This is a genomic window from uncultured Alsobacter sp., from assembly GCF_945952055.1.
GTDB lineage: Bacteria > Pseudomonadota > Alphaproteobacteria > Rhizobiales > Beijerinckiaceae > Alsobacter.
Map to the genome: position 1 here is coordinate 120,055 of NZ_CAMFHB010000007.1, position 14,212 is coordinate 134,266.

At 67.6% G+C, this 14,212-nt stretch carries 15 protein-coding genes and 1 tRNA gene; 7 read left to right on the forward strand and 9 right to left on the reverse strand.

Going from position 1 to position 14,212, the window contains the following annotated elements; all coding sequences use genetic code 11:
- Positions 1-9: 9 nt before the first annotated feature.
- Positions 10-1,089 carry a tartrate dehydrogenase gene (locus Q0Q47_RS07685; protein ID WP_293856937.1) on the reverse strand — a complete coding sequence of 360 codons (1,080 nt, stop codon included), beginning with the start codon at positions 1,087-1,089 and terminating at the stop codon, positions 10-12.
- 146 nt (positions 1,090-1,235) lie between these two features.
- Between Q0Q47_RS07685 and Q0Q47_RS07690 the strand changes: the two genes are divergently transcribed.
- The 3 genes from Q0Q47_RS07690 to Q0Q47_RS07700 all read left to right on the forward strand — a co-directional run bounded on the left by Q0Q47_RS07690 (position 1,236) and on the right by Q0Q47_RS07700 (position 4,290).
- The gene (locus tag Q0Q47_RS07690; RefSeq protein WP_293856940.1) at positions 1,236-1,718 is read left to right on the forward strand and encodes a tripartite tricarboxylate transporter TctB family protein; all 483 of its coding nucleotides are present in this window, start codon (positions 1,236-1,238) and stop codon (positions 1,716-1,718) included.
- Positions 1,719-1,730: 12 nt separating this feature from the next.
- Positions 1,731-3,230 (forward strand): tripartite tricarboxylate transporter permease, encoded by a 1,500-nt coding sequence (locus tag Q0Q47_RS07695; protein ID WP_293856943.1) that lies wholly within the window; start codon positions 1,731-1,733, stop codon positions 3,228-3,230.
- Positions 3,231-3,315: 85 nt separating this feature from the next.
- On the forward strand, positions 3,316-4,290 hold the full coding sequence (locus Q0Q47_RS07700) for a tripartite tricarboxylate transporter substrate-binding protein (RefSeq protein ID WP_293856946.1): 975 nt from the start codon (positions 3,316-3,318) through the stop codon (positions 4,288-4,290).
- A 466-nt stretch (positions 4,291-4,756) separates the two neighbouring features.
- On the opposite strand, the gene Q0Q47_RS07705 is transcribed toward Q0Q47_RS07700, so the two are convergent.
- From Q0Q47_RS07705 to Q0Q47_RS07720, 4 genes are read right to left on the reverse strand one after another with little or no spacing between them, the layout of a single operon-like run.
- Complete coding sequence (locus tag Q0Q47_RS07705; protein ID WP_293856949.1) at positions 4,757-5,233, reverse strand: low molecular weight phosphatase family protein; 477 nt, start codon at positions 5,231-5,233, stop codon at positions 4,757-4,759.
- 2 nt (positions 5,234-5,235) lie between these two features.
- A complete protein-coding gene (locus Q0Q47_RS07710) occupies positions 5,236-5,730 on the reverse strand; it encodes a UPF0262 family protein (RefSeq protein ID WP_293856952.1) in 495 nt (164 codons plus the stop codon).
- Between the two features lie 3 nt (positions 5,731-5,733).
- Positions 5,734-7,029 (reverse strand): histidinol dehydrogenase, encoded by a 1,296-nt coding sequence (gene hisD / locus Q0Q47_RS07715; protein ID WP_293856955.1) that lies wholly within the window; start codon positions 7,027-7,029, stop codon positions 5,734-5,736.
- Positions 7,030-7,057: 28 nt separating this feature from the next.
- A complete protein-coding gene (locus tag Q0Q47_RS07720; protein ID WP_293856958.1) occupies positions 7,058-7,489 on the reverse strand; it encodes a DUF2948 family protein in 432 nt (143 codons plus the stop codon).
- Positions 7,490-7,675: 186 nt separating this feature from the next.
- Between Q0Q47_RS07720 and Q0Q47_RS07725 the strand changes: the two genes are divergently transcribed.
- A complete protein-coding gene (locus Q0Q47_RS07725) occupies positions 7,676-8,011 on the forward strand; it encodes a hypothetical protein (protein ID WP_293856961.1) in 336 nt (111 codons plus the stop codon).
- Positions 8,012-8,193: 182 nt separating this feature from the next.
- On the opposite strand, the gene murA is transcribed toward Q0Q47_RS07725, so the two are convergent.
- Both murA and Q0Q47_RS07735 read right to left on the reverse strand, forming a co-directional pair.
- Positions 8,194-9,489, reverse strand: a complete 1,296-nt coding sequence (gene murA, locus Q0Q47_RS07730; RefSeq protein WP_293856964.1) for a UDP-N-acetylglucosamine 1-carboxyvinyltransferase — start codon at positions 9,487-9,489, stop codon at positions 8,194-8,196.
- Positions 9,490-9,755: 266 nt separating this feature from the next.
- Positions 9,756-9,926: a hypothetical protein gene (locus Q0Q47_RS07735; RefSeq protein ID WP_293856966.1), complete on the reverse strand. Its 171-nt coding sequence runs from the start codon at positions 9,924-9,926 to the stop codon at positions 9,756-9,758.
- Positions 9,927-10,040: 114 nt separating this feature from the next.
- Between Q0Q47_RS07735 and hemA the strand changes: the two genes are divergently transcribed.
- The 3 genes from hemA (at position 10,041) to Q0Q47_RS07750 (ending at position 12,009) form a co-directional block, all read left to right on the forward strand.
- Positions 10,041-11,276, forward strand: a complete 1,236-nt coding sequence (hemA, locus tag Q0Q47_RS07740) for a 5-aminolevulinate synthase (RefSeq protein WP_293856969.1) — start codon at positions 10,041-10,043, stop codon at positions 11,274-11,276.
- A gap of 109 nt (positions 11,277-11,385) precedes the next feature.
- Positions 11,386-11,460 (forward strand) — tRNA-Thr (locus Q0Q47_RS07745).
- Positions 11,461-11,661: 201 nt separating this feature from the next.
- Complete coding sequence (locus Q0Q47_RS07750; RefSeq protein ID WP_293856972.1) at positions 11,662-12,009, forward strand: hypothetical protein; 348 nt, start codon at positions 11,662-11,664, stop codon at positions 12,007-12,009.
- A gap of 340 nt (positions 12,010-12,349) precedes the next feature.
- Here the strand turns inward: Q0Q47_RS07750 and Q0Q47_RS07755 are convergent, their stop codons facing one another.
- Complete coding sequence (locus Q0Q47_RS07755; protein WP_293856975.1) at positions 12,350-12,874, reverse strand: hypothetical protein; 525 nt, start codon at positions 12,872-12,874, stop codon at positions 12,350-12,352.
- A gap of 600 nt (positions 12,875-13,474) precedes the next feature.
- Positions 13,475-13,957 carry a GAF domain-containing protein gene (locus Q0Q47_RS07760; protein ID WP_293856978.1) on the reverse strand — a complete coding sequence of 161 codons (483 nt, stop codon included), beginning with the start codon at positions 13,955-13,957 and terminating at the stop codon, positions 13,475-13,477.
- Between the last annotated feature and the right edge of the window lie 255 nt (positions 13,958-14,212).

Genomic DNA, 14,212 nt, shown 5'->3' on the forward strand with positions numbered 1-14,212 from the left:
TGACCGGCGTCAGCCGTCGAGATGATCCGCGACGGCGCGGCCGCAGGTGGTCGTGTCCGCCGCGCCGCCGAGATCCCTGGTGCGCAGCTTCGGCTCGGCGAGAACCCGTTCGATCGCGGCCTCGATGGCCCGGGCCGCCTCGGGCTCGCCGAGATGGTCGAGCATCATGGCCGCCGACCAGATCTGGGCGATCGGGTTGGCGAGGTTCTTTCCCGCGATGTCCGGCGCCGAGCCGTGGACGGGCTCGAACAGCGAGGGGAACTCCCGGCTCGGATTGATGTTTCCGGACGGAGCGATGCCGATGGTGCCGGTGCAGGCGGGCCCGAGATCGGACAGGATGTCACCGAACAGGTTGGAGGCGACGACGACGTCGAACCAGTCCGGGTGGAGCACGAAATGGGCGGTCAGGATGTCGATGTGGTACTGGTCCCAGCGAACGTCGGGATAGGCCTTCGCCATCTCGCTGACCCGCTCGTCCCAGTACGGCATCGTGATCGAGATGCCGTTCGATTTGGTGGCTGAGGTCAGGTGCTTCCTGGGGCGCTTCTGGGCGAGCTCGAAGGCGAAGCGCAGGATCCGGTCGACGCCGGTCCGCGTCATCACCGTCTCCTGGATCACCACCTCGCGGTCCGTCCCCGGGAACATGCGGCCGCCCACCGAGGAATATTCTCCCTCCGTGTTCTCGCGCACGACGTAGAAGTCGATGTCTCCGGGCTTGCGGCCGGCCAGCGGCGACGGCACGCCCGGCATCAGGCGCACGGGGCGCAGATTGACGTATTGCTCGAATTCACGCCGGAACAGCAGCAGGGAGCCCCACAGGGACACGTGGTCGGGCACCGTCGCCGGCCAGCCCACGGCGCCGAAGAAGAGGGCGTCGTGGTTGCCGACGCGATCCTTCCAGTCCTCCGGCATCATACGGCCGTGCCGTGCGTAATAGTCGCAGGACGCGAAGTCGAAGTGGTCGAACTGCAGCGTGAAGCCGAAGCGCCGGCTCGCGGCCTCCAGAACGCGGAGGCCTTCAGGCACGACCTCCTTGCCGATGCCGTCGCCCGGGATCACGGCCAGACGATACACGCGGTTGCTCGCCATGTGTCAGGACACTCTCGAGTTGCTGTCAGGGCTCTAACGGGCGGCCCCTGCTTGACGATTGCTGCGCCTTCTCTATTGCAACATGGAGAGGACAACAACAGCGGGACACCGCGGTTTCCGACGACAGGTCAGGGGAGAGGGTCACGATGACGACGATGGACAAGGGCGCCCCCAGGGCGGGCGGCGCCGTTCGTGCGCCACAGGATTTCGCAGCCGGCCTCTTTCTGATGGCCGTGGCCGCTCTGGCGCTGTGGCTCTCATCCGACCTCCCCCTGGGCACGATGCGCGCGATGGGGCCGGGCATGCTGCCCCGCGCCATTGCCGTCCTGGTCGGGCTTTCCGGGCTGGTGCTGGCGGCTTCGGCCTTCGTCTCGGACGGGGAGGCGCTGACGCGCTGGCACCTGCGCGGCCCGATCCTGATCCTGGGCGCGGTGGCGGTCTTCGCCCTGACGATCCGCACAGCCGGCCTGATCGTGGCCGGTCCGGCCTCGATGATCATCGCGTCCTTCGCCACCGACGAGGTGCGCTGGAAGGAGGCGGTGATCTTCTCCGTGGCCATGACCGCCGGCTGCATCCTTCTGTTCAAGGTGGCCCTCAAGCTGCCGATCCCCGTCATCGCCTTCATGTGAGCGGAGGCGGAGATGGACCTCTTTTCAAACCTCGCGCTGGGCTTTGCGACGGCGCTGTCGCTTCAGAACCTCGCACTCTGTTTCGTGGGCTGCATGGTGGGCACGCTGATCGGCGTCCTGCCGGGCGTCGGCCCAATCGCCACGATCGCCATCCTGCTGCCGATCACCTTCGGCCTGGATCCCACCGGCGCGCTGATCATGCTGGCGGGCATCTACTACGGCGCCCAGTACGGCGGCTCGACCACCGCCATCCTGGTCAACATCCCGGGTGAGGCGACCTCGGTCGTGACCGTTCTAGACGGTCACCAGATGGCCCGCCAGGGCCGCGCCGGCGCGGCGCTGGGCATGGCCGCCATCGGGTCCTTCATCGCGGGCTGCGTGGCGACGGTCGTGATCGCGGCGCTCGGCGCACCGCTCACCAAGCTCGCCCTCCTGTTCGGACCGGCCGAGTACTTCTCCCTGATGGTCATGGGCCTGGTGTTCGCCGTGGTCCTCGCCCGCGGCTCGATCGTGAAGGCCATCGCCATGATCCTGGCGGGCCTGCTCCTGTCGACCGTCGGCACGGACCTGGAGACCGGCCAGGAGCGCATGACCCTCGGGATCCAGGATCTCTCGGACGGCATCGACTTCGCGGTGCTCGCCATGGGCCTCTTCGGTTTCGCGGAAATCCTGCGCAATCTGGAGAGCCCCGAGGCGCGCGACGTGGTGAAGGGGTCGATCGGACGCCTGCTGCCGACAGCCGCCGAATTCCGCCAGTCCTTCTGGCCGATCGTGCGCGGCACAGGCCTGGGGGCCCTCCTGGGGATCCTGCCGGGCAACGGGGCCGTGCTCGGACCGTTCGCCTCCTACACCCTAGAAAAGAAGATCGCGAAGGATCCCCGTCGCTTCGGGCGGGGTGCCATCGAGGGCGTGGCGGGACCGGAATCGGCCAACAACGCGGGCGCCCAGACCGCCTTCATTCCCCTGCTGACCCTGGGCATCCCGCCGAACGCCGTCATGGCGCTGATGGTGGGCGCCATGACCATCCATGGGATCATCCCCGGCCCGCAGGTCATGGAGAAGAACCCGACCCTGTTCTGGGGCATGGTCGCCTCGATGTGGATCGGCAACCTGATGCTGCTGGTGATCAACCTGCCGTTGATCGGCCTGTGGGTGCGGCTCCTGAAGGTACCCTACCGGCTCATGTTCCCGGCCATCCTGATCTTCTGCTGCATCGGCATCTACTCCATCAACAACAACCCGACCGACGTCATGGCCACGGCCGTGTTCGGCCTGGTGGGCTACGTGCTGTTCAAGCTCGGCTTCGAGCCCGCGCCCCTGCTGCTCGGCTTCGTGCTGGGCAAGCTGATGGAGGAGAAGCTTCGCCAGGCGCTCATCCTGTCCCGCGGCAGCTTCTCCACCTTCATCGAGCGGCCGGTGTCGGGGACACTCCTCGCGGTTGCAGTCGTGATGCTCGTGCTCGCGCTTCTTCCCTCTATCCGGAAGGGTAGGGATGAAGTGTTCACGGAATGAGGATAGAAAAGCGTCCGAAGGCGCCTATCTAGAGTGACCAGAGCCCGGCTCGACCCGGGCTTTTCTCCAACAGGGAAGCAACGCCATGACCTTGCGTATCGCTGCCGCGCTTGCGGCTGTGCTCGCTGCCGCCACACCCGCGGCAGCACAGACCTATCCGGCCAAGCCGATCACCATGATCGTGCCGTTCGCGGCCGGCGGCCCCACAGATATCATCGCCCGCATCGTCGGCGAGCACATGGGCCGTACGCTGGGCCAGCAGATCGTCATCGAGAACGTCGCCGGCGCCGGCGGCACGACCGGCACGACCCGCACCGCCCAGGCCGCGCCCGACGGCTACACCATCATGATGGGCCACATGGGGACGCACGGCGCCGCCCCGGCGCTCTATCCCAAGCTCAAATACGACCCGACCAAGGACTTCGAGCCGATCGGCATGGCGGCCGGCACGCCGATCCTGATCGTCGCGAAGAAGGGGCTCGCGCCCAAGGATCTCAAAGAGTTCGTGGCCTTCGCCAAGCAGGGCGGCGACAAGCTGAACCTGGCCCATGCCGGCATCGGCAGCGTCTCGCACGCCACCGCGCTGCTGTTCAACGCGTCGATCGGCACCAAGCCGACCTCCGTCCCCTACAAGGGCACGGGACCGGCCATGAACGACCTCGTCTCCGGCCAGGTCGACTACATGTGCGACCAGATCGTCAACGTGGTCGAGCAGGTGAAGGCGGGCTCCATCAAGGCCTACGCCATCGCCACGCCCGATCGTTCGCCGGCCCTGCCCGACGTGCCGACCACCAAGGAAGCCGGACTGCCTGACTACCAGGTTAGCGCCTGGAACGCGATGTTCGCCCCCAAGGGCACCTCGCCCGAGATCGTGGCCAAGCTCAGCGATGCCTTGAACAAGGCTCTCGCAGACCCCAACACCGCCAAGCGGCTCACGGACCTCGGCGGCGTGCTGCCCGAACCCGCCAACCGCAATCCGGCCTGGCTCAAGGGCTACGTGGCCCAGGAAGTCGCCCGCTGGACTCCGGTGATCAAGGCCGCCGGCGAAACTGCGGAGTGACGCGGCGCCGGCCGCTGTGGAACTCAGGCCCCCCGGGCTCACACCCGGGGGCTTTTGTTTCTTGAGACCTCTGCCACCATCTCCACAGCCGAGGACCGTGCAAATCGATTTCGTGCGCTGTTCCAGGGCTCCCCGATCAACTCCGCGACCATCTCTTCGCCGTCCTGCCCGGGCTTGGCCCGGGCATCCACGACTTTGCCTGGGCCATCCTGAAGTCGTGGGTGGCCGGGCCAGGCCCGGCCATGACGCGGAGAGGAAGGTGCTTTCAGGACGGTCGGACGATGCACAAGCTCTGAACAGACCGCGCAGCGGGCGTGTCGAAGGATGCAGGATGGCACAGCGTCGAGATTGTGCGTCCTTCGACACACGGCCTACGGCCGCTGCTCAAGATGAGGACTTTGGGGCAGCTGCGGGAGGTCGTGCTGCTCAGGATCGAACCCCGGAGAAGTGAGACGCGGCCTGCCTCCTACCGGCTCAGCCGCTCCTTGATCCGCCGCGTCAGAAGGTCGCGGACGCTGCGATAGGCGTCGAGCACCTGGTCGCGCGAGCCCTGGACGAGCGTTGGATCGGGCGTGGGCCAGTACTCGACTTCCACCGCGCTGGTGCGCGTGAGTTCGAGGGCCTTGTGGTGGGCCTCGGGGCTCAGGGAGACGATCAGGTCGAAGTTGAGCCCCTCCCAGTCCTCCAGCTCCTCGAGCGTGCGCGGACGGTGCCGGCTGGCATCGATGCCGATCTCGTCGAGGACGGCGACCATGAAGGGGTCGACCTCGCCCTTCCGCGCCCCGGCCGACTGCACGTAGACGGACTTGCCGAAGAAGTGTCGCGCGATGGCTTCCGCCATGGGCGAGCGGACGGCGTTGAAGGCGCAGGCGAACAGCACCGCGCCGACGCGCCGGGCGCCGGGTGCCGCTGCGCCGGAGCCCGGCCCGCCCCCCTCGGCCATGCTCAGCCTTTCCAGTGCAAGGCCGTGATCAGGGTGAACAGGCGCCGGGCGGTGTCGAAGTCGATCTCGATCTTGCCGGCCAGGCGCTCGACGAGGATGTTGGCGGCCTCGTTGTGCAGGCCGCGGCGACCCATGTCGATCGCCTCGATCTGGGCGGCGCTCGCGGTGCGGATGGCCGCGTAGTAGCTCTCGCACACCAGGAAATAGTCTTTCACGACGCTGCGGAACGGCGCCAGCGACAGGATGTGCGTGATCAGCGGCGAGCCGGCGGAGTCCCGGACGTCGAAGGACAGCTTGTTCGCGGTCAGCGAGAGATGCAGGGCGTAGGGGCCGCCCTCGTGCCCCGGCAGGCCGAAGCTGTTGCTCTCGATCAGGTCGTAGATGGCGACGGCCCGCTCGTGCTCCTGCTCCGGCATGCCGCGCCCGATCGACACCTCGTCGAGCGTGACCGCCATCAGGCGGCGGGCGGGGCTCCTGGCGGGCGGCGCGTCGGCCATGGCCTATCCCTGGTTGATCCGGATGGCGACCGAACGGGCGTGGGCGTCCAGGCCCTCGGCCTTTCCGAGCGTGATCGCCGCCGGCGCCAAGGCCCTCAGCGCGTCGGGCGAGCATTTCAGGATCGAGCTGCGCTTCATGAAGTCGAGCACGTTGAGGCCGGAGGAGAAACGCGCCGACCGCGCCGTGGGCAGCACGTGGTTGGGGCCGCCGACATAGTCGCCGATGGCCTCTGGCGTGTGGCTTCCCAGGAAGATGGAGCCGGCATTGCGCACCTTGAGGGCCAGGTCTTCGGCGCCCTCGCACTCGATTTCCAGGTGCTCGGGAGCCAGCCGGTCGACCAGCGGCACCGCGGCCTCGAGGCTCGGCACAACGACGATGGCCCCGTGGTCACGCCAGCTCGCCCCCGCGATCTCCGCGCGTGGCAGGGTGCGCAGCTGCCGCTCGACGGCCGCCGCGACCGCGTCGGCCAGGGCCTCGCTGTCCGTCACGAGGATGGATTGCGCCGCTGTGTCGTGCTCCGCCTGCGCGAGCAGGTCCGCGGCCACCCAGTCCGGATTGGCGCCGTCGTCCGCCAGGACCACGACTTCCGAGGGTCCCGCGATCATGTCGATCCCGACCTGCCCGAACACGCGCCGCTTGGCGGCGGCGACATAGGCGTTGCCGGGACCCACGATCTTGGCGACAGGAGCGATGGTGGCCGTGCCGTAGGCGAGCGCCGCGACGGCCTGGGCCCCCCCGATGCGATAGATCTCGGTGACGCCGGCGATCCGGGCGGCGGCCAGCACGAGCGGGTTGAGGACCCCGTCCGGGGAGGGCACCACCATGACGACGCGCGGAACCCCGGCCACGCGCGCCGGCACGGCGTTCATCAGCACCGACGACGGATAGCTCGCCGTGCCGCCCGGCACGTAGAGCCCGACGGCCTCGATCGCGGTCCAGCGATGGCCCATCTCCACGCCCAGGGCATCGGTGAAGCGGTCGTCGGACGGCTTCTGCCGGACGTGATAGGCCTCGATCCGCCGGTGCGCCGTCTCGAGCGCGGCGACGGTGTCGGGATCGCACCGGGCCACGGCCGCGTCGATCTCGGCCGCCGCGATGCGCAGGCCCGAAGCGTCGAGCGAAAGCCGGTCGAAGCGGCGGGTGTACTCCACCACCGCCGCGTCGCCGCGCGCCACCACGTCGTCGACGATGGCCTTCGCCGCCTGGTCCACGTCTTCGGAGACCTCGCGCTTCATGGCGAGCAGGCTGTCGAAGGCCGCCGGAAAATCCTTGTCGCGTGCGTCGAGCCGCAAGGGCATGAAAAAGTCCTCTCGAAGGCGTGCGGCCTCAGGCCGCGCCGGCGTCGTGCTTGGGGGTGCTGGGGGTCTCCCACATGGGACCGAGATCCCGCATCTCGCATTCGAGGCACTCGACCTCGAGGCGCAGGGCTCCGCCGCCCGAGAACACCAGCGTCACGGCTCCGGAGGGCGCCTCCCCCTCCTCGAAGGTGACGGCCAGCAGGTTCAGCACGGCGTCGGGACCCGCCTCCTGGAGGCGATGCTGGACCTTCAGCACCCGGCCGAACTGCAGGCCGGTCCGGCGGCGCCGGCGCTGGCCCGCCTCGGCGCTCTCCCAGTCGAAACGGTTGCACACCAGGGCGAAGCGCTTTTCCCTGGCGAGCCAGGCCATGTCCGCAACCTTCACCACCGCGTCCTGCAGATGCGCGGACACGACGGCGAGATCCTCGGAATCGAGCGCGACGAGCTTCAGCTTGTCCATGACGCGGGCGGCTCCTGTTCTGGCTCCCTGTAGCGGTCCCGTCCCGGCGGCGCAACGCCCCCCGCCGTCACGGGTCACGATGTGGCGAAGCCGTCCACCCCAGGATGACCTTTTTGCCGCCTTAAAAGTTGTAGATTGCCAATTAAGCTCGTGATCGGTGAGATTGTGTCGACGGAGGTAACGTCTATGCGGAAGATTCTATCGCTCGCCCTGCTCGCCGTGACGGCGGGGCTCGCCGCGCCCTCGGGCGCCCAAGCCCAGTATTACGGCGGAGGTGGCGGCTACTATCCGGCGCCGCCCCCGCCTCCGCCGGGCTACTACCGGCCGCGCCCCGACTACGGCCCGCCCCCCGGCTACTACGGCGGTGGCGGCTACGGCGGGGGCTACGGCCGCGTCCGGTTCGGCACGATCTGCGTGACCTCGCGCGGGCAGTGCAGCGTCGGCCGTCCGCTGCCGCTCCAGACCGGCTGCAGCTGCTACATCCCCGGGTTCGGCCAGAAGCGCGGCGCCGTCGGCTACTGAGACGCCTGACGGCAAGGTCACCGGCCTTCCGGAGGCCGGGACCCGAGACTCAGCACGTCCTGTCCGGGCCCTGCCCGGCCAGGGCGGCCGGGGCGCCTGGCTCCGAAAGCGGGCCACCTGCCATGCCGGAGGAGACGGGCTTCTCCCGTCCGGCCATGCGCCTTGCCCGCGAGGGCCGGCGCCTAGCGCTCGCCCGAGATCCTCTCCACCACCGCCCCGCAGGCCCCGAGCTTCTTTTCCAGGGCCTCGAAGCCGCGATCGAGATGGTAGACGCGGTGGATGGTGGATTCGCCTTCCGCCGCGAGCGCCGCGATGACCAGCGACACCGAGGCGCGCAGGTCCGTCGCCATCACCGGGGCGCCCTTGAGCGTGCGCACGCCCTCGACCACCGCCAGATCGCCGTCGAGCCGGATCCTGGCACCGAACCGGGCCAGTTCCTGCACGTGCATGAAGCGGTTCTCGAAGATCGTCTCGCGGATGCGCGACGTGCCCTTCGCCTTCGTCATCAGCGCCATGAACTGGGCCTGCAGGTCGGTCGGGAAGCCCGGGAACGGCTCCGTCGTGATGTCGACCGGGTCGATGCCGTGGCCGTTGCGCTTGACCCGGATGCCGTCATTGGTGGTCGAGATCTCGGCCCCGGTCTGGACCAGCACGTCGAGGGCGGCCTGCAACAGGTCCGGCCGCGTGCCTTCCAGGTGCACGTCGCCGCCGGTCATGGCGACCGCCATGGCGTAGGTGCCCGTCTCGATGCGGTCGGGCAGCACGCGGTGCCGGGTGCCGCCGAGCGAGGCGACGCCCTCCACGACGATACGCGACGTGCCGGCGCCGGAGATGCGGGCGCCCATCTTCACCAGGCAGTCGGCGAGGTCGACGACCTCCGGTTCGCGGGCCGCGTTCTCGATGACGCTGGTGCCGCGCGCCAGAACGGCGGCCATGAGCGCCGTATGGGTGCCACCCACCGTGACCTTCGGGAAGACGATCTCGCCGCCCTTCAGGCCTCCGGGAGCGCGGGCCACCGCATAGCCGCCGTCGATGTCGATGACGGCGCCGAGCCGCTCCAGCGCCATGAGCAGGAGATCCACGGGCCGCGTGCCGATGGCGCAGCCGCCCGGCAGCGAGACGCGGGCCTCGCCCATGCGGGCCACGAGCGGCGCGATGACCCAGAAGCTGGCGCGCATGCGCGACACGAGCTCGTAGGGCGCCGTGGTGTCGACCACGGAGGCGGCATTGAGGCGGATGGTGTCGCCGGTGGTCTCGGTCTGGCCGACCCGCTTGCCGTCGATGGAGGCGTCGACGCCGTGGTTGCCGAGGATGCGCATGAGCTGGCGCACGTCCGACAGGCGCGGCACGTTCTCCAGGATCACCGTGTCCGACGTCAGCAGGCTCGCGATCATGAGCGGCAGGGCGGCGTTCTTGGCCCCGGAGATCGGAATGCTGCCGGTGAGCTGCTGGCCCCCCACGATGCGGATGCGATCCATGACGTCTCCTGCGGCCGAGCGGGCCTGATGATGCCTCGGAGCCGGACGCGACACGCGGTCGCGCCCATGGTGCGCCGCACGGGCGCTGCCGCGTGCATGCCGGTCCCCGCGGGCGCGGTCAAGCCGGCCGCGGCCGGCGGGCGGAATCAACTGCCCGTTCAACGGCTCGTACCGTTTCGGCACAGCTCTGGCGGGAGACGCCTTGGGGGCCGGAACGCGGCTCGGGCGGGCGATTCGCGCTGAATCCTGTGAAAATGAAGGGCCTGTCAGGAGCCTTCGGGCGGTTCCCCGGCCGGTCGGGGGGGCTTCCCCTCGGTCGGCGGGTCCTGCGCGCGGCGGGCGCGATCCTGCGCCTTGCGCCGTTTCAGGTTGTCGCGCAGGGCGGCGGCCAGGCGCTTGCGGCGCTCCTCCTCGCTCCGGTCTCGCTCATTCGGCATGGGTCATCTCCCCGGCGGACACGCCCCTTGAGAAGCGGCAAGCGACGAAAAGCGTCAAGGCTTCCGCAGGAATGCGGATTGAAGCACGCCGGGTGCCGTGCCATGTCACGGCGCATGACGTATCAGCGCTTTTTCGCCGAGGCCGTCGAGGCCCTCAAGGCCGAACGCCGCTACCGGGTCTTCGCGGATCTGGAGCGGGTTGTGGGCCGTTTCCCGCACGCGATCCGGCACACGCCCGAGGGCGAGACGCCGGTCGTGATCTGGTGTTCCAACGACTATCTCGGCATGGGCCAGCATGCCGACGTGGTCGAGGCCATGGCTACCACGGCACGGCGCATGGGCGCCGGCGCCGGCGGCACGCGCAACATCTCCGGCACGCACCATCCCATCGTGCAGCTGGAAGGCGAACTCGCCGACCTGCACCGCAAGGATGCCGCGCTGGTCTTCACCTCCGGCTACGTGTCGAACGCCACCGGCATCTCGACCATCGCCCGCCTCATCCCCGACTGCCTGATCCTATCGGACGCGCTGAACCACAACTCGATGATCGAGGGCGTGCGGGCGGCGGGCCGCGACAAGGCGATCTTCCGCCACAACGACCTCGAGCACCTCGAAGACCTGCTACGCCGGGCCGGCAAGGAGCGCCCCAAGCTCATCGTCTTCGAGAGCGTCTACTCGATGGACGGCGACATCGCCCCCATCGGCCGGATCTGCGACCTCGCCGAGCGCTGGGGCGCCATGACCTATATCGACGAGGTCCACGCCGTGGGCCTCTACGGTCCGCGCGGCGCCGGCGTGGCCGAGCGCGACGGCGAGATGGGCCGCATCGACGTGATCGAGGGCACGCTGGCCAAGGCCTTTGGCTGCCTCGGCGGCTACATCGCGGCCGACGGCGCCATCGTCGACGCCGTGCGCTCCCACGCCCCCGGCTTCATCTTCACCACCACCCTGCCCCCGGCGATCGCCGCCGCCGCCGCCACCTCCGTGCGCCACCTCAAGGCCTCGCGCGCCGAGCGCGAGCGCCACCAGCATCAGGTCGCCGCCACCAAGGACGCCCTGATCGCCGCCGGCCTGCCGATTCTCGACACGCCGACCCACATCGTGCCGCTGATGGTGCGCGACCCCGAGCTGTGCAAGGCGGCCTCCGACCGGCTGCTGGACGTGCACGGGCTCTACATCCAGCCCATCAACTACCCCACGGTCCCCCGCGGCACGGAGCGGCTGCGCATCACCCCGACGCCGTTCCACGACGCCGACCTGATCGCCGGCCTTGCCGACGCGCTCGTCGAAGTGTGGACGCATCTCGGCCTCCCCTTCACCGCCACCCAGGCCCGGGAAGCCGCCGAGTAACCCTTTTCACACCCCCTTCGCTTTCGCGAAAAAAGGCCTCCCCGCGCGCTTGCGCCGCCACACCCCTTGTGGCAGTAGTGGCGCCGCTTCGGACCCCCGGGTCCGACCTGCTGCCGTAGCTCAGTGGTAGAGCACTCCCTTGGTAAGGGAGAGGTCGAGAGTTCAATCCTCTCCGGCAGCACCAGTAAAATCAATGACTTACAGCCGATTTTGGGTGCCTGTTTTTCCCGTCGCTTGTCCTTGGCGCCACCATGGCACCACCGGTCGTATCGCTGCCGTCTGCAATCCGGGAGTAACCAGCGCCGGGCGACACACCCCGGCTGGAGGATTGCCGAAGACGTAGATCGCTGCCACGTTGGTGGCCCGGATTCAGGAATGGACCCAGATGCGCGGATATGCGATTGCGGCCCTGGGATCGTTGCTCGTCACGCCTCAGGCCGATGCGGCAACAATGGCGTGGATCTGCCAATTTCCGACGTTCGACGAGCCCATCACGTTCGTTTGGGAGGTAGGCAAGCCGATGGCAACGATGATCGGGAATGCGGGAACCGCGCCGGTAAGGATCCACGGTAGCGACCGGATTATCTCGTTCGTCGAGTTCGTTGACAGCGGCGCTGTGATGTCGACCACCATCGTGCTGGCAAATGGCAGCGCAGTGCATAGTCGCAACACTGTGTTGCGCGGCAATTTCGTTGTCTCCCAAGCGAAGGGCACCTGCCAGCAGCGCGACTGATGGCGCCCGCTCCAGTGGCGGGACAGAGAGTAGGCACTATTTGCCGGTCGCCAGGAGCCTAGAAGGGGCCACGGCTTCAAAACAAAACCCCCGCGGACTGCGCGGGGGCGTTAACCTTAGGCCTTAGCTAACAGCTATGCCTTCGCTTTGGGAACATCGGCGCACGGGATATTTTCCGCGCCACTGTACTCGAGCACACGCGCACGCTGCTCATTGCTCAGCTGAGCGAACAGGCCATTCATCGGCCGCGGGGCGCCGTATACAGGCTCCGGCGCAGCCAACGGCTTATCGGCGAGCTTCACGCTCCCCAACATCCGCCTTACTGCTCGTGCCAACATGGTCAGATCTCCCGTACTAAATACCCTAGTCCGCGGGGCTCGGAAAATCCATACCCCTCAACATAGAGTTTTTTGAGGTCGTCGTTAACGGGCGACACTCGGATCGAGCGCTTACCAAGCGCCTGCGCGTAACATGCCGCTGCTTCCATAACAATTAACGCGCGGCGCCCGCGAAGGGGGCAGTCGGGCCGCGGATCGCCTTCCACGCACTTCACTGTCACATAGTCCGAGCCCGTTTCGACAAGAGCGACGCCTGCTAGGCGCTGGTCGATCCAGATCGCCACGGAAAACACATCAGGGTTACGCTTGTTCCGTCGAAACCACTCCGGCCAGTCGAATCCGCCGTCAGGGTGCCGGTCTGCCGTCGCCCACTGCCGCTGGATCGCCTCGGCAACCCGACCGCTCCATTCTCCCAAGTTGAAGGTCACGCCCAGCGTAGCCTGCAGGTTGAGCGCAGCTTTCCGGCGAGCGGCAAATGCCGCCTCTCTGTAACGCGCCTGGGCTGCTTGAAGGGAACTGCCGGTCAATTCGGACATCCTCAGCGAATCAGTCTCACCCGAGACAGTTACTGCGGCGCCGGCCTAACCGCGAATCCAGATCGCCATTTTCCACGCTAAGCGAGGGCGAAAGCCACATAAACACAACAAGAACGCTTCGGAATCGCGCTTACTCAATCTGTCAACCCACATTCCTGCCACCACTTCCTCCGCCCGAAGCCATCCAGGAGGCCCAGGGTGTGACGTCGGTTGGTGCAGGCCGGCCGCCGCACCGCGAGCACCGGAGGCGGCCTACGATGGCCGGGAAGGGCGTCTCCGGGGTTACAGGGAGCAGGTTCCAGGGCACCGCGGTGACGATGCTGCAGCACGCGATCCGCACGTGCGTGACGCGGCGGGCTTCAAGTTGGGCGAGGGTCTCGGTGGTCATGGCCGAGAAGTGCCACCACGGGGCGTCGGTTCCTGTCGCCCTCTCCAGCAACGGTTTCGAAACGGGCGACCTCTACAGTGTAATCACAGGGGCGCGGCTCCCCGCCTCCGGGGGCGTCGCCCCGGATCGCCGCGCCTAAGGTCCGGACGCCCGTCGTGTCACCACGGCGGGCGTCTGGCGTTTCAGCTTGCCCGCAGGTTTCGTCACCCGCGAGTGGCAATCTCCGACATGGCTATCGTGGCCAATTGCTTGAGGACGATCCTTTGGCCGAACGACAAGGTGCGCGGCACCCTGTCGATGATGCACACGGTGCCAAGCCTTATACCGTTCCGCAGCACCAAAGGTGCGCCTGCATAGAACCTGATGAAGGGATCACCCGTCACCAATGGGTTCGAGACGAACCGGGCGTCCCGCTTAGCGTCCTCCACGACCATCACCTCGTCGGACAGGATCGTGTAACGGCAGAAAGCTTGGCTCCGGTGGGTTCCGGCAACGCCTAGTCCTTGGCAACCGACGAAGCATTGCGCCGTCTCGTCGACGAGGCTAACCAAGGCGATCGGCACTTTGAAGTGATCTACCGCCACCCTGGCGACATGATCGAGAGCCGCGACGCGCTCGCCCGGCATGTACTTGAGGTCGTGAAGAGCCCGGATCCTCTCCGGCTCGTTGGCGTCGCGGACGTGCATCGATGCCCCAGGATATCGGCGGAGGCCCATACCCCGGCGCGCAAAAATTCTATAGGCACCGATTAATGAACCAGCGATTACCTAACCGGATAATTTCAAGTAGTTCGTGCATGTTAAGCGAGCAGCGCTTCCTCGATTGGCTGCGGCAAATTGTCATTCTGCAAACGTCGAATTCAAACACAGCGACCGCCGATATAAGTGGTGATTGCCTGCTTTGGGCAGGAGTGCAGAGCCGCCAACGACGCCGGTTCTCAT

Coding starts and splice junctions, on each gene's coding strand:
- Q0Q47_RS07685 (WP_293856937.1), bottom strand. CDS start 1,089: ATGGCGAGCAACCGCGTGTATCGTCTGGCCGTGATCCCGGGCGACGGC.
- Q0Q47_RS07690 (WP_293856940.1), top strand. CDS start 1,236: ATGACGACGATGGACAAGGGCGCCCCCAGGGCGGGCGGCGCCGTTCGT.
- Q0Q47_RS07695 (WP_293856943.1), top strand. CDS start 1,731: ATGGACCTCTTTTCAAACCTCGCGCTGGGCTTTGCGACGGCGCTGTCG.
- Q0Q47_RS07700 (WP_293856946.1), top strand. CDS start 3,316: ATGACCTTGCGTATCGCTGCCGCGCTTGCGGCTGTGCTCGCTGCCGCC.
- Q0Q47_RS07705 (WP_293856949.1), bottom strand. CDS start 5,233: ATGGCCGAGGGGGGCGGGCCGGGCTCCGGCGCAGCGGCACCCGGCGCC.
- Q0Q47_RS07710 (WP_293856952.1), bottom strand. CDS start 5,730: ATGGCCGACGCGCCGCCCGCCAGGAGCCCCGCCCGCCGCCTGATGGCG.
- hisD (WP_293856955.1), bottom strand. CDS start 7,029: ATGCCCTTGCGGCTCGACGCACGCGACAAGGATTTTCCGGCGGCCTTC.
- Q0Q47_RS07720 (WP_293856958.1), bottom strand. CDS start 7,489: ATGGACAAGCTGAAGCTCGTCGCGCTCGATTCCGAGGATCTCGCCGTC.
- Q0Q47_RS07725 (WP_293856961.1), top strand. CDS start 7,676: ATGCGGAAGATTCTATCGCTCGCCCTGCTCGCCGTGACGGCGGGGCTC.
- murA (WP_293856964.1), bottom strand. CDS start 9,489: ATGGATCGCATCCGCATCGTGGGGGGCCAGCAGCTCACCGGCAGCATT.
- Q0Q47_RS07735 (WP_293856966.1), bottom strand. CDS start 9,926: ATGCCGAATGAGCGAGACCGGAGCGAGGAGGAGCGCCGCAAGCGCCTG.
- hemA (WP_293856969.1), top strand. CDS start 10,041: ATGACGTATCAGCGCTTTTTCGCCGAGGCCGTCGAGGCCCTCAAGGCC.
- Q0Q47_RS07750 (WP_293856972.1), top strand. CDS start 11,662: ATGCGCGGATATGCGATTGCGGCCCTGGGATCGTTGCTCGTCACGCCT.
- Q0Q47_RS07760 (WP_293856978.1), bottom strand. CDS start 13,957: ATGCACGTCCGCGACGCCAACGAGCCGGAGAGGATCCGGGCTCTTCAC.